Origin of the sequence: Pseudomonas sp. Larv2_ips, from assembly GCF_963879675.1 — a bacterium.
GTDB lineage: Bacteria > Pseudomonadota > Gammaproteobacteria > Pseudomonadales > Pseudomonadaceae > Aquipseudomonas.
On the sequence record NZ_CAWOAW010000031.1, the window covers coordinates 557,528 to 571,521 of the forward strand.

General features: G+C 58.9%; 14 protein-coding genes and 1 tRNA gene. 12 read left to right on the forward strand and 3 right to left on the reverse strand.

What is annotated here, in order from left to right; translation table 11 throughout:
- The first annotated feature begins 102 nt into the window (after positions 1–102).
- A complete protein-coding gene (locus tag AACV02_RS28080; protein WP_106577352.1) occupies positions 103–1,104 on the forward strand; it encodes a sensor domain-containing diguanylate cyclase in 1,002 nt (333 codons plus the stop codon).
- A gap of 53 nt (positions 1,105–1,157) precedes the next feature.
- On the opposite strand, the gene AACV02_RS28085 is transcribed toward AACV02_RS28080, so the two are convergent.
- The 3 genes from AACV02_RS28085 to gabD all read right to left on the reverse strand — a co-directional run bounded on the left by AACV02_RS28085 (position 1,158) and on the right by gabD (position 5,400).
- Positions 1,158–2,360, reverse strand: coding sequence for an HDOD domain-containing protein (locus AACV02_RS28085; RefSeq protein WP_119738270.1), 1,203 nt, complete (start codon positions 2,358–2,360; stop codon positions 1,158–1,160).
- 139 nt (positions 2,361–2,499) lie between these two features.
- Entirely contained in the window at positions 2,500–3,777 is a 1,278-nt protein-coding gene (gene gabT / locus AACV02_RS28090) for a 4-aminobutyrate--2-oxoglutarate transaminase (protein WP_106577350.1), read from the reverse strand.
- Between the two features lie 180 nt (positions 3,778–3,957).
- The gene (gene gabD / locus AACV02_RS28095; RefSeq protein ID WP_095186318.1) at positions 3,958–5,400 is read right to left on the reverse strand and encodes an NADP-dependent succinate-semialdehyde dehydrogenase; all 1,443 of its coding nucleotides are present in this window, start codon (positions 5,398–5,400) and stop codon (positions 3,958–3,960) included.
- 371 nt (positions 5,401–5,771) lie between these two features.
- Between gabD and AACV02_RS28100 the strand changes: the two genes are divergently transcribed.
- The 11 genes from AACV02_RS28100 to AACV02_RS28150 all read left to right on the forward strand — a co-directional run bounded on the left by AACV02_RS28100 (position 5,772) and on the right by AACV02_RS28150 (position 13,826).
- Positions 5,772–5,848: transfer RNA gene (locus AACV02_RS28100), tRNA-Arg, on the forward strand.
- Between the two features lie 167 nt (positions 5,849–6,015).
- Positions 6,016–7,251: a tyrosine-type recombinase/integrase gene (locus AACV02_RS28105; RefSeq protein ID WP_119738272.1), complete on the forward strand. Its 1,236-nt coding sequence runs from the start codon at positions 6,016–6,018 to the stop codon at positions 7,249–7,251.
- A gap of 490 nt (positions 7,252–7,741) precedes the next feature.
- Entirely contained in the window at positions 7,742–7,990 is a 249-nt protein-coding gene (locus tag AACV02_RS28110; RefSeq protein WP_116079674.1) for a helix-turn-helix domain-containing protein, read from the forward strand.
- 92 nt (positions 7,991–8,082) lie between these two features.
- Positions 8,083–8,343 carry a helix-turn-helix transcriptional regulator gene (locus tag AACV02_RS28115; RefSeq protein ID WP_256680474.1) on the forward strand — a complete coding sequence of 87 codons (261 nt, stop codon included), beginning with the start codon at positions 8,083–8,085 and terminating at the stop codon, positions 8,341–8,343.
- Entirely contained in the window at positions 8,340–8,645 is a 306-nt protein-coding gene (locus tag AACV02_RS28120; RefSeq protein ID WP_119738276.1) for a hypothetical protein, read from the forward strand. The genes AACV02_RS28115 and AACV02_RS28120 overlap by 4 nt, the downstream gene beginning before the upstream one ends.
- Before the next feature lie 47 nt (positions 8,646–8,692).
- Entirely contained in the window at positions 8,693–9,178 is a 486-nt protein-coding gene (locus tag AACV02_RS28125; protein ID WP_157986812.1) for a hypothetical protein, read from the forward strand.
- A complete protein-coding gene (locus AACV02_RS28130) occupies positions 9,175–9,459 on the forward strand; it encodes a hypothetical protein (protein WP_060548259.1) in 285 nt (94 codons plus the stop codon). The genes AACV02_RS28125 and AACV02_RS28130 overlap by 4 nt, the downstream gene beginning before the upstream one ends.
- Positions 9,456–9,728 (forward strand): DUF3077 domain-containing protein, encoded by a 273-nt coding sequence (locus AACV02_RS28135; RefSeq protein WP_119738278.1) that lies wholly within the window; start codon positions 9,456–9,458, stop codon positions 9,726–9,728. The genes AACV02_RS28130 and AACV02_RS28135 overlap by 4 nt, the downstream gene beginning before the upstream one ends.
- Positions 9,725–12,613, forward strand: coding sequence for a DUF927 domain-containing protein (locus AACV02_RS28140; RefSeq protein ID WP_119738281.1), 2,889 nt, complete (start codon positions 9,725–9,727; stop codon positions 12,611–12,613). The genes AACV02_RS28135 and AACV02_RS28140 overlap by 4 nt, the downstream gene beginning before the upstream one ends.
- 97 nt (positions 12,614–12,710) lie before the next feature.
- Complete coding sequence (locus AACV02_RS28145) at positions 12,711–13,553, forward strand: chromosome segregation protein SMC (protein ID WP_119738283.1); 843 nt, start codon at positions 12,711–12,713, stop codon at positions 13,551–13,553.
- Positions 13,554–13,616: 63 nt separating this feature from the next.
- Positions 13,617–13,826: a hypothetical protein gene (locus AACV02_RS28150; RefSeq protein ID WP_256680475.1), complete on the forward strand. Its 210-nt coding sequence runs from the start codon at positions 13,617–13,619 to the stop codon at positions 13,824–13,826.
- The last annotated feature ends 168 nt before the right edge of the window (positions 13,827–13,994 follow it).

Consider the following 13,994-nt stretch of genomic DNA (forward strand, 5'->3'; position numbering starts at 1 on the left):
TTCACCGCAATTCCCCTCTCTCAAAGAACACTTCGCCATCATGGTGACCCCTTGTAGTGACCGCTGCTCCATCCTGCGGCGCGCCCAGAGAGAGTTGTACCGATGGTCCACGAAAAGCCTTACTTGCCCGATGCCCCCACAGCTGAGCCTGCCCGCCCGGCTGCGGCGGCAACCTTGTTGGCGCTCATGCACGCCCAGGGTGAAGTCGAGCGGCTGAGTGAGCGCGAGCAACTGCTCAGCTCACTGCTGGTCAGCGTGAATGCCGTGCTGTGGGCCATCGATTGGGAAACGCGCCAAGTGCTGTACGTGAGCCCGGCCTACGAGCGAGTGTTTGGCCGTTCGGCCGGTCTGCTATTGGCCGACCACCGAGAATGGCGCAACAGCATTCACCCCGAAGACCTCGATTACGCTGAATACAGCCTCGCCCGCGTGTTGGAGCAAGGCGCCGTGGAGGACCGCGAGTACCGCATCATTACCGCCGACGGGCAGATTCGCTGGCTGAGCGACAAATGCTATATCAACCAGCAGGTCGAGCCCGGCAAGCCGGTGATCGTGGTCGGCATGGCCGAAGACATCACCGAAAAGAAACAAATGGAGTTGGAACTGCACCGACTCGCCACCACCGACGTACTGACCCAGAGCAGCAATCGCAGGCACTTTTTCGAATGCGCCAACCTGGCCTTCGACAGCGCTTGCGCTCAGGGCACACCGCTGGCGTTCCTGTTGCTGGACATTGACGACTTCAAAGAGGTCAATGACAGTTACGGCCACCTGGAGGGCGATCAGGTGTTGCGGCGTATCGCCGAGAGCGGTCGCAGCGTACTGCGCCGTGGCGACCTGTTCGGGCGCATCGGTGGCGAAGAATTCGCCGCCGTGCTGCCCGGTTGTGCGCCGCACATGGCTTTGCAAGTGGCCGAGCGGTTGGGCAAGGAAATCCAGGCGCTGAGTTTCAGCTACGAAGGGCGGCAATTCACCGTCACCGTCAGCCAGGGCCTGGCCACCCTGCGCGAAGAAGATGCGTCTCTGGACGGCCTGTTCGCGCGCGCTGATGCGGCGATGTACGAGGCCAAACGCCAAGGCAAGAACCGCGTCATAGCGAGTTAACGCCGCTCAAACGATGGGAGCGGGCTGGCTCCCACACGCGACCGCGTTGCTGGCTAGGCCTTGCGTACTCGAGTCAACTCCGACAACCCGACCCTCAGCAAGCGTGCCGTTTTGCTGCTGGCCAGCTCTTCCAACCCTTCACGCTCGGTCAGCCGCGCCATCTGCGCCGCCAGGTTCATCACCAGCGATTCTCGCGAATACACCCCGCCTTCGAGTGAGTAGATCGACGCAATCAACTGGCGTAGCTCCAACGGCAAGCGCCAACGTGTGCGCAATGCCGACCCATAGGCCGCACCGTAGGTATCCAGAGACTCGCCAATGGCTTCGTCATCCAACGCCCCGCCGCCCTGGCGCCAGTCCTCCAGGCAACGCAATAACGCCAAGTCGCCCAACCGGTGCAGGATGCCGGCGCTGTAGCAGCGCTCGTGGTCCAGCTCCAGCATGCGCGCCAGGCGGCGGGCATAGTCGGCGGTGTCTTGAGACAGTTGCCAGTGGCGCTCGGCATAGGCCACCAGCGCCGGGTCGCCCAGCACTACGTTGTGCTTGAGGGCCAGGCCCAGAATCAGGTTCATGCTCTGCCCGGCCGCCAGTGTGTGCAGCGCGGCCGACAGGGTTTGCACCGGCGTGCCGTGATGACCGGCGCTGTTGGCGGCGGCGATCAATACGGCCGTTATTTGCGGGTCCATGCGCACCTGGTCTTCCAGGCGTTCGAGGTCCAGGCCATCCGGCGTGAGGCTGTGCGCCACGGCGTTTTTTACATCAACCCGCAACGGCGCGCCGTCAGAGGCTTCGCGGCGGCGCTCCAGGAACACCGGCAACGTCATGCCCGGCGCCAGCGGCGCAATTTCGCAGTACACGCTTTCGCCTTCGTTGAGCAGCAGGTCTTGCAGGCGCTGGGTCAGGCCTTCCATGTTCAGTGGTTTGGTCAGGTACGCCGTCGGCGCCAGGGGCAAGGCTTCGCGCACGCTGGCGCTGTCATTGCGACTGCTCAACAGAATGAAGGGCAGCGAACGGCGCTTCTGGCGCACGCTGCGCAGCAGGCTCAGGCCATCGACGCCGGGCAACTCCCAATCCGCGAGAATCAGGTCGTAGGTTTTTTCTCGCAACAGCGTGGCTGCTTGCTGCCCATCAGCACACACATCCAGCCGTGCGTCGCAGCGCACATTCAACAGCACTTGCTTGAGCAGATCCCGCGACCAAGGGTCCGCCTCGGCAATCAACACTCGGGGTACAGCCGGTAAATCAACAGCAGTCATCCAGCACGCTCCATCGGCAATGCTGCAACCTTAGACAATCACGCTGCCTACGTACAATGAACAAGGCCTGAATGTGCTGCATCGGGCACAAAAAAACCCGCCGAGGCGGGTTTTTTCTGTCGATCAAATCAGGTTCCGCTTACAGCTCGGAGAAACATTCTTCGATGATCGCCAAGCCTTTGTCCAACTGCTCGTCCGGCGAGGTCAGCGGGACCAGTACGCGCAATACGTTACCGTAGGTGCCGCAGGACAGCAGGATCAGGCCCTTGTCACGCGCCTTGGCCACCACGGAGGCGACGGCAGCAGCGTTCGGCTTGTGGCTGTCGCCACCTTCGAACAGCTCGACCGCAATCATCGCGCCCAGGGCACGCACTTCACCGATTACCGGGTATTTGGCTTGAATGGCTTTGAGGCCAGTCACCAGGCGCTCGCCGACAGCCTTGCAGCGGTCCAGCAGGTGCTCTTCTTCAAACACTTCCATCACCGCCAACGCAGCGGCGCACGCGATCGGGCTACCGGCATAGGTGCCGCCCAGGCCGCCTGGGGCGATGGCGTCCATGTATTCCGCCTTGCCGCACACACCGGCCAACGGGAAGCCGCCAGCGATGGATTTGGCGAAGGTGGTCAGGTCGGCGGCGACGCCCATCTGCTCCATGGCGAAGAACGTACCGGTACGGCCGGCACCGGTTTGCACTTCGTCGGCGATCAGCAGGATGCCGTGCTTGTCGCACAGTTCGCGCAGGCGCTTCATGAAGGATTTAGGCGCGACGTAGAAACCGCCCTCGCCCTGCACCGGCTCGATGATGATGGCAGCGATATCACGCGGCTCGGCATCGTTTTTGAAGATGCGTTCGATGCTGGCGATGGCGTCGTCATCGCTCACACCGTGCAGTTCGTTCGGGAACAGCGCGCGGAACACGCCGCCCGGCATCAGGCCCATGCCGGCCGAGTACGGTACGACTTTGCCGGTGAGGCCCAGGGTCATCATGGTGCGGCCGTGGTAAGCGCCGGTGAAGGCGATCACGCCGGCACGGCCAGTGGCGGCACGGGCGATCTTCACGGCGTTTTCAACCGCTTCGGAACCGGTGGTGACCAGCAGGGTTTTCTTGGCGAAGTCGCCTGGCACCTTGGCGTTGATTTTTTCGCACAGTTCCACGTAAGGCTCGTAGGCCAGAACCTGGAAGCAGGTGTGGGTCAGCTTGTTCAGTTGCTCGGTCACGGCGGCGATGATTTTCGGGTGCACGTGGCCGGTGTTCAGCACCGCGATACCGCCGGCGAAGTCGATGAACTCGCGACCTTCAACGTCGGTCACGGTGGCGTTCTTCGCGGATTCGGCGAAGATCGGGTGAATCTGGCCAACACCGCGCGGTACAGCGGCTTCGCGGCGTTTCATCAGGGATGCGTTGGTCTTGCTCATAAAGTCCTCATTCGCCACTCATCGGGTGGCGTGGTCCAAGGAATACGTGGCGGGGAGGCAACTACGGCAGCATGCGATGATCGACTGCCACAGCTTTCCCGGCCACTACGAATAACGGTGTGAAACACGCAAAGGGGCAGCGCTCTCGTGCCCTCTGCGTTTGCCGCAAGCTCTTGCCGGTCAGATGCCCAGGCAGAGGTATTTGATTTCCAGGTAATCCTCGATCCCGTACTTGGAGCCTTCACGGCCCAGGCCCGACGCCTTGATGCCGCCGAACGGCGCCACTTCGTTGGAGATCAACCCAGTATTGACGCCGACCATGCCGTATTCCAGGGCTTCAGCCACACGGAACACACGGCCCAGGTCGCGGGCGTAGAAATAGGAAGCCAGGCCAAACTCGGTGTCGTTGGACATCGCGATCACTTCGGCTTCGTCTTTGAAGCGGAACAATGGTGCCAGCGGGCCGAAGGTTTCTTCCTTCGCCACGGCGGCATTTTTCGGCACGTCGACCAGAATGGTCGGCTCGAAGAAATTGCCTTCCATCACCTTGCCACCGGCCAACAGCTTGGCGCCTTTGCTCAGGGCATCAGCGATGTGCTCCTGAACCTTGGCCACGGCTTTTTCGTCGATCAGCGGGCCAGTCGTGGTGCCGTCTTCCAGACCGTTGCCGATCTTGAGTTTGGCCACGGCCACTTTGAGTTTCTCGGCGAACGCGTCGTACACCGAATCCTGGATGTACAGGCGGTTGGCGCAGACGCAGGTCTGGCCGTTGTTGCGGTATTTGGAAATGATCGCGCCTTCGACGGCCTTATCCAGGTCCGCGTCGTCGAACACAATAAACGGCGCGTTGCCGCCCAGTTCCAGCGAGACCTTCTTGATGTCCTTGGCGCATTCGGCCATCAGCTGGCGACCGATTTCGGTGGAGCCGGTGAAGGACAATTTACGCACGATCGGGTTGCTGGTCAGCTCGCCGCCGATGTCGCCGGCACTGCCGGTGACCACGCTGAGCACGCCTTTAGGGATACCGGCACGGTGCGCCAGCTCAACCAGGGCCAGGGCCGAAAACGGCGTTTGCGAAGCCGGCTTGATCACCATGGTGCAACCGGCGGCCAGGGCCGGGCCGGCTTTACGGGTGATCATCGCGGCCGGGAAGTTCCACGGGGTAATTGCAGCGGTCACACCGATGGGCTGCTTGATCACGATCAGGCGCTTGTCGGGCTGGTGGCCGGGAATCACATCACCGTAGATGCGCTTGGCTTCTTCGGCGAACCACTCGATAAAGGAAGCGGCGTAGACGATTTCGCCCTTGGCTTCGGCCAGCGGCTTGCCTTGTTCCAGGGTCATCAGGCGACCGAGGTCGTCCTGGTTTTCGATCAGCAGCTCGAACCAACGGCGCAGCTTGTTGGCGCGCTCCTTGGCGGTCAGTGCACGCCAGGCCGGCAGCGCCTTGTCGGCGGCTTCGATGGCGCGGCGGGTTTCGGCGGCGCCCATCTTCGGCACGGTGCCGAGAATTTCGCCCGTGGCCGGGTTGTTGACCTTGATGGTTTGACCGTTGTCCGCATCGACCCAAGCGCCATCGATAAAGGCTTGTTGGCGGAACAACTGGGTATCTTTGAGCTGCATGTCGGCTTTCCTTAACAGCACCGCGCGCACGCGGAGCGAATTAGAGTTGTTGAAAGGCGCCTTGTGGGCTGCCGTCAGGGAAATCAGCCCCAGCGCGCGGCAAGAGTGAAAGAGCGCACGGGAGACAGAGCGTTTGAAATCTCAAACGAATCCTAGGATCAATGGGGGTACAGGGCAATAGTCTGTTCGAAAAAAAGAACGAAAACGGCGCATTTGCCGAATCTTTCTGATCAGCGTGATTCGGCCGCGTTCCACCGCATAGACCACCGGCGCCCGGCGCAGGGCCTCTGTGCAGCCAATTCCTACCCATAAACGGCCAAAGACCGGCATGGACGCCCAAGGACGACATGGGTATGATGTCGCCCGCACAAGCATCCGTAGCTCAGCTGGATAGAGTACTGCCCTCCGAAGGCAGGGGTCGTGGGTTCGAATCCCGCCGGGTGCACCATATAGCAGTCTCGGGCTGTCTCAGACAGTCTACGAAACACCCCAAGAAGCCCGCCCTGTGCGGGCTTTCTTGTTTCTGGCTATCCGTCCCTGTCTACCCCTATAACTTCCCGTCGTGTATGCCCACGTGTATGCTTTGAGATTCCTATAACTGGAGGCATACAGGAAGTGAAGCGCTCTGAAATCAAACGCCGCCCCTTAGCAGACACCACGCTTGCAGGCCTCGAGCCTGAGCACGCTACGTATAGGGAGCAGGACGGGAATGGTTTGTACTTCCGGGTAAAACCTAACGGGCAAAAATCGTGGGAGCTGCGCTATAAAAAGCCAGACGGCAAATGGTCTTGGTTAGGCCTCGGCGGATACCCGGAAATCAGTGGTTCTTTGGCGAGACAGAAAGCAGCCCAACTGCGGGAAGACGCATCGACCGGCAAAAATCCATTGGTGAGCAAGCAAGCTCGGAAGGTTGCAGACCAGGTCGCTGCTAACAACACTTTTGAAGCGTTAGGTCGTGAGTGGTTTGAGGCCAGACGCACAAGCTGGGAATCAGGTACGTCTCGACGGGTACTTGGCGCACTTGAACTTCATGTGTTCCCCGTCTTCGGAAAACGCGTGTACACAGAAATATTGCCCCTGGAATGGATGGAGTTTCTACGCGGCATGGAGCAGAAGGGGATCATTGAACAAATGGGCCGAGTTCGTGCCTTTTGCAAAGAGATCTATGACCTGGCCCGCGTAACAGGACGAGCCGTCCACAATCCCCTTGAAGGTCTCAGCAAATTCCTGCAATCACGTAGCGCTGAAAACTATGCACACGTTTCGATTGAAGAACTGCCTGCGCTACTTCGAGCGATCAACTCCTACCCTCACGCAAAGGACGTTCGTATAGGGCTTCGCTTGCTTTCCTTATTAGCATCGCGCCCGAGCGAAATCCGAGAAGCACGCTGGTCAGAAATTGACCTCTCCAAAAAGCTATGGACGATCCCAGCCGAGCGAATGAAACGTCGTCGCGAACATGTGGTGCCTCTCTCCCGACAGGCTATCGAAGCACTCACTGAGTTACGAACACTGACAGGTGCGTACCCTCTCCTATTTCCAGGCAGGAAAGACAGGACAATCCCCCGTAGCAACACTGTCTTTCTAATGGCGCTCCGCAGACTGGGATATGCCGGTCGGCAAACAGGCCACGGCTTTCGTCACATCGCCAGCACCATACTCAATGAGCAGGGTTTCGATGAGAATCACATTGAGGCCCAGCTCTCTCATGCAAAGGAAGGAATAGCAGGGGTGTACAACAAGGCGGTTTACCTGCCTCAGCGCAGAGTGATGATGCAGTGGTACGCAGATCATCTGGATGAGCTAGTAGATGGCAACATTATTCAGGGACAGTTTGGCAAGGCGGGTTGAATACGCCAACCGCACGCCCATCAAAAATCGGTGTTACTTGTGTTACGCACGTTACGCACCCCATCAACCAATTGATTTTATTGAATATTTATTGCGTAACACGCATTAAAAGAGATCCGTACACCATGCGTTACGCGTCAAAAGCGTGTTACGCCTAAGGCGCCCAAAACCTCTGGCGGCCATCTATTATTGGTCGCCCCACTCTGAGGAGGGGCCGCTGTTATCGGACTACCAGAAGGGGCTCAGGGGACTACCGTTCGTCGGGACTTCACTGAGTTTCATTTCTCACTCTCCGATTTTTAACTGTATAGAAAACCAGTAGGTCAAGGTAGGACAGCCCCGGGAAAAACTGAAACTTTGCTGCGATCTTTCTCAATTAAATTGCCTTATCCATAAAATCCGCGTCGAAAACTATAAAAATAAAACTTTTAAAAAATAGAAAATCGTTTACATAGCTGGGGCCTGTACGAACTACGACAGGAAACGCGCTATGCAGCCTCACGACACTTCACACCACTCCACTACCTCTCTCACCCCTGCTTGTTTGCTCACTACCGACCAAGTCGCTAATGCACTAGGTCTGTCCAGCCGAACGCTTGCCGCCTGGCGAAGTTCTCGCAGCAACTCACTTCCCTATATCAAAACCGGGTCTCGGGTTCGTTATCGCTCCCAAGACGTGGTCGCGTGGCTTGAAACCCAACTGCGCTCACCTGCAAAAACCGCTGGAGACAGGACCTGATGAGCGCCCCAAAGCAATCTGCAAAAGTTGTGGGGCTTGCCCCCTCCAATCCACGAGAAAGTCACCAAAAGGCCCCTAGCGGATCCGCATGCTTGCCGATCAGCGCGCCTCATACGGAACTGGGACAGTTCGATCCGGCCGCCACGCTGATACGCATCAATCAAGTCATAGCCCTGACAGGTATCGGACGCGCAACGGTTTACAAACTTATGAGCCAGCCAGAGAGCGGCTTTCCGCAAGCGGTAAAGCTCACCGACAGCAATGCGCGTGGGGCTCCGGTCGCTTGGGTATTAGCCGAAATTTTGAATTGGACACGGGCGCGTATCGCGGCCCGCGACCGGGTGGCGGCATGACGAATCGTGTCGCTAACAAGGCCATTTTGCAGCCCTTCTCTGTACTCAGAAAAGTCGGTTTCTCGTCGCGGTGGATGCAACGTTTTGAGCGTCACAGAACGCAACAAAAACGCCTGAATCGAGTAGTTCTAGTCATGCGATGGGCTGACGGCACCTGGTGCGCACTGTCTTTACCCAACGAAGCCCCGCGTGCAGTGATCGTGGATGAAGGGCAACAAATCGACGCTTACGAAGATGCACGATCTTGCCTCGACGGCGACTTCCTCCCACTGCTCTCCCTGCGCTGGGAAGCCAATGCCTGAAACGAAAACGCCCCCGGCGGCAACCGGAGGCGTTGAGGTAAATCTACATGCCTAATCAATTTATGCCGCATCGAAAAAATCCGCAAGCGTTCCGGACAGTTGCACTTTCAAAAAACGGGCGTTACTCTCTGGCTGTCGCTGCAAATTCAGCGAACGGGCTTGGTAACCCGACGAAATCAAGGCGCAACAGCGCCCCCATTACGATTGCAGGCGCTTTTTTTGTGCCCGCAGTTACGTGTTATGGCGGCTGTGCGTGGGAGGCATTCGTGCCTGCCGGGTTCCTTGATTCCCGGTTTACCAACCTGCGCACAGCTGCCACCCATTCGCTTGGTAACGAACGTGGCAGCTCCTCAAATCAAGGAGCTACACAGATGAAACACGCCCTCAATCCGTCCAAAATTCGCGCCGCCGCTCATCGAGCAATGGCTCTAGCCGCTTTACACGCCAACTCCAGCCTCGCTACACGTCTCTCCCGTTACAATGCCCATATGTCCAAGGCGCGGGCCTTGGAAGCTGCAGGGGGTGCCCAATGAGCATGCTCCCAGGCTTTTCACTACCCGAGGATTTGCTCTGCGTCAGCCAGGACGCCGAAGCCGGTATTCCCATTGATGCCATCACCTGCGCCCTCGACCGTGCCGACTCCGTTCTCATGCTGCTGGAAGATCACTTAGACGGCGATAAACCCCTGCTTTCCAACCGCGTGCTGTCGTCCGTTATTTGGGACGTGCGTGGCACCTTGGGCTTGATCAAAACACTCACCATGTACGGTGATGCCTCCTCTGTGCCGATGGGCCAGAAAGGCGGTGCTCTGTGACCCACTCCAGCACGCTTGGACGCTCCGAGTTTTCCCCTGCCAACGGTAACGGCCAAAACCTGTTTCGGGTGAATGCCGGTATCCCGCTGGAGGACGCACTTGAAGCCGTCTCCCAGATTCTGCACCACGCCAACCAACTGATCCTCGACGCCGCCATCAGCGATGCGGGCGAGCGTTTTAGTTGGCCCGCGTTCTACCTCGGCGAGATGGCGAAGGCGCTGATCGACGACGTGAACGAGGCGTTGCTTGAGTCGAGGACCGCACCATGACTCAGCGCACCGGCAGCACATCAAAACGCCCGAGCTTCGCTGACGTAAAAAGCGCCGCTCTGAAGAACATCGACCGCGTCCTTACTCACTGGCTGCCAAACGGCAAACGTGTTGATGGCGGCAAGGAATACACAGCACCTAATCCAACGCGCACGGACAAACGAGCAGGCTCGCTCAAGGTCAATTTGAGCAAAGGCACCTGGGCGGATTTTGCCACCGGCGATAAGGGCGGTGACCTGATCGACCTGGTGCGCTACATCGACGGCGGCACGGACGTTGATGCCTGCAAAAAGCTGGCGGATCTGCTCAACGTTTCCGCAGGATCTGCAACCACCAAAAGCGCACCGACGAAAAGCGCAGTGCCTGAGTGGGTCGCGATTCAGCCGATCCCGGCCGAGGCCATGAACAAGTGCCCAGCTAAGCACCGACAACACGGCGCCCCTTCCAAGGTGTGGATCTATCGCGATGCAAAGGGCCAGCCGGTCATGGCGCTGTATCGCTTCGACCTGGGCCCAGATGAAGACGGCAAACCACGAAAGGTATTTGCGCCGTTGACCTGGTGCAAACGCTCCGATGGGCAAACCACACAATGGCGCTGGCAGGGATTGCCCGAGCCTCGGCCCTTGCTGCGCCTGGATGAGCTGGTACAGCGTTCAGATGCGCATGTAGTGCTGTGTGAAGGCGAGAAAGCTGCTGACGCCGCCGCTGAACTGATGCCCGACCACATCGCCACCTGCTGGCCGAACGGTTCCAACTCTTGGCACAAGGCCGACCTGACGCCGCTCAAAGGGCGAACGGTGGTGCTGTGGCCGGATAACGATGCCAGCGGCAAGGCCTGCATGGACGCCATCGAGCTTAAGTTGATTGAGCTGGGCGCCGCGTCAGTCCAACGAATTGCGCTCGACGTGTTCAAGCTCAAGCCCAGTAGCAAAGGCGGAAAGCCGACACTCGTCAAAGGTGGAAAATGGGCAGACGGCGACGATGCAGCAGACGCATTAGCCAAAGGCTGGACCGCTGGCCACATCACCGAGCTGGTGCGCAGCGGTGAGTTTTTCGGCGGCGCCGCTGAGCCCAATGAACCCCAAGAACAGAAGGCCAATGCGCCCGCCACACGCCCTGCGAAATCGAAAAATGATCTGTTGCCGGGCGGCTTTCGCCTGACGCCTGAAGGGGTGTTTTATTCCGGCGATGATGGCGAGGCGCGTCCCGTGTGTTCGCCTCTCGAAATCATCGCCCGCACTCGCGACGACAAGGGCCACAACTGGGGTTTGTTGGTCGAGTTCGATGACCCGGACGGCGCCAAAAAGCGTTGGAACATTCCGGCCCGAACCATGACCGGAGACTTCGGCAAGGATGTACTCGGCCCACTGGTCGACATGGGCCTGCGCCTTGCCGGAAGCCGATCAGGGCGCAACGCACGCAATGACCTGCAGAGTTACCTCGGCGGCTTCGATAGCGCCCAGCGCGCACGATTGGTGACACGCTTGGGCTGGCACGACAATGCGTTCCTATTGCCCGAACAGCAGATCGGCTCACACTCCGAGCACCTGCATTTTTATGAAGCCGGTGCCCAACTGCCACCGATCAGCGAGGCCGGCTCTCTGGAGCAATGGCAGCAACAAATCGGCGCGCTGTGCGTTGGCAACCACCGCTTAGCGTTTGTCGTCTCTGTGGCCTTTGCAGGCCCACTGTTGAATATGCTCGGACATGAGTCGGGCGGCTTCCACCTCTACGGCGACAGCTCCGGCGGCAAGACCACTCACTTGCAAGTCGCAGCCTCGGTTTATGGTGGGCCTCGTCTGGTGCGCTCGTGGCGCTCCACGGATAACGCCTTGGAGTCCATCGCCGCCGCACACTCAGACGGTCTCCTGGTACTGGATGAAATCGGCATGTGCGACCCGCGCATTATTGGCGAGACGGTGTACATGCTCGGCAACGGCACCGGCAAGGCCCGGGCGAATGATCGAGGACAAGCGGGCCGACAGGTGCAGGAGTGGCGCTTGCTGTTTCTCTCGACCGGCGAGAAGACGTTGGCGCAGCACATGGCGGATGCAAACAAGGAGCTGAAAGCCGGTATGGAGGTGCGCATGCTCGCCGTGCCAGCGGATGCCAGCAAAGGCCTCGGCATGTTCGATGTGCTGAATGGTTTTGAGGACGCTGCCGCCCTCTCCGATGCGCTCAAGGCCCGAGTAGCCAAATATTACGGCACGCCCCTCACCGCTTTCCTGCACGCACTGTGTGCGCCTGGGGAAATGCTCAGGTGGACAGTGATCGTGCGCCGCACGGTGGAACAGTTCATCACCCAAAACCTACCAGCCTCGGCCAGTGGTCAGGCGCAGCGTGCCGCCCTTCGCTTCGGCCTCGCCGCCGCCGCCGGAGAGTTGGCTACCGCCTTTGGTGTTACCGGCTGGCCGGATGGCACAGCCACGACCGCCGCTCGGGTGTGTCTGCATGCGTGGCTGGCCGAACGCGGCGGCGCCGGAAACTTCGAGGGCGATGCGATCTTGGCGCGGCTGCGCCAGGTCATCGAGCGGTTTGGAGAAAGCCGCTTTACCCGCTGGGAATCTGCCGCCGCCAAGCTCGATGAGCACGGGCCGCGCACGATTGATCGGTTGGGCTTTCGCAAGACGCTGGAACACGGCATGGGCGACGCCCTGCACACCACCAACACCTATTACGTACTGCCTGAAGCCTGGAGGACCGAGATATTCAAAGGCATGAACATCAGTGCGGTGAACAAGGAGTTGCTGCAACGCGGCGTGCTTGAGCCGGGTAGTGACGGCAAGGCCTACAGCTTGATCCGTCTGCCCGGGTTAGGGCCCCAGCGCTGCTACGTGGTGAAGACCGTTCCAGGAACGGATGAAGGCGAGGCAAAGGCCGCCTGACGGCATGCCTGCTGATCGAGGTAGCGCCGGCTCATTCCCGGCCTCGCCAGCCGTTCGACAACCATCCCTATCAACCGCAGTGCCCAGGACAATACAGATGAACACTATCCAAGAACTGAAAGACCGCCGCGACACACTGACCCTCGAAATGGAGAGCATTCAGCGCGACCTGGCGCCCTTCGAAGAAGCGCTGGTGAGCCCAGAGGCTATCCAGCAAGGCCGTCAACGCGCAGTGCAAGATGAAATCAACGATCACAAAAGACGCATCGAATCGCGAAATCTCGAGATCAGCACACTGAACCAGAAGATTGATCGCCTTGAGGCATTGGCGAATCGCGAGAGCTTAGTTGCGGGCTATCTCAGCGATATGGCGAACTGGAAAGCAGACGAGATGGAGCTCAACGAAAAGCGCAGCAGCATCGAGACCCGGTTGCAGCAGGTCCGCCACAGCGATCAGGAAGACATGGCGAAAGCTCGACAAGCTGAAACGGATGCAGCCACCGCCTACGCGCAGGCTGTCGCTTGGGGCGATGTGGAGGGCGAGAAAGCTGCTAACGCAGAAGCTCAAAAGGCAGCAAAGAACCTAACCGCCGCGGTTGAGCATCACCGCCGTCAACAACTGCTTATCACCGCCCTGGAACAAGAGCTAGTGACGATTGATCTGCACATCACAGAGGCACAAAAGGAACGCACCGAGATCGAGAATAAAGCGGCTCACCTGGCGAACACTGTGCTGGAAGAACAATGGAATGAGGCCGCGAAAACACTGCTGGAGACTGGCGGCAAGCTGTGGGCAGCACGCAACCTGATTAGTCGTGACCCGGTTGCACTGATGAAGCTGGATATCCCTGAACAGGGCGAGCACTTTGGAAGCTGGACCTGGCGCGAACTCGTGGATCGCTCACACCAACACAGCCTGATTGATCTGCTGGCCGCCTAACCCATACCTACCCCGAGGCAACCGGCGAGGGCCGGTTACTTCGGGCCTACCATCGGTCTGACCATGAACAAACCACCTCAGAACAGCGCACAGATGCCTGATTACCTAAAGGCCCGGAAGATCCATTTAAAGGGGATAATCGTCGGCATGACTGGTATGAAAAAACTCAAAGCAAGAGCAAACACTGACACAAAAGTTGAGACGCTCACGATTAATGCAATCAAGGCAGAGCTTGATTTGATTGACCGTAAACTCGAAATAACGGGAGCATGATGAAAAAGCGGACGCTTAAACCGCTTCCGCTTCGCTAGATACTATCCTTACAAACCAAAGGTTCAGACTTGATTCGTTTCTTACCGGTAGCGACCCTTTAGCTACTGGTCGCTACAGCCAGAAGTAGACATAGAGGTAAGATCTCCTGTCGCTGCTTTGTTGCTCTCA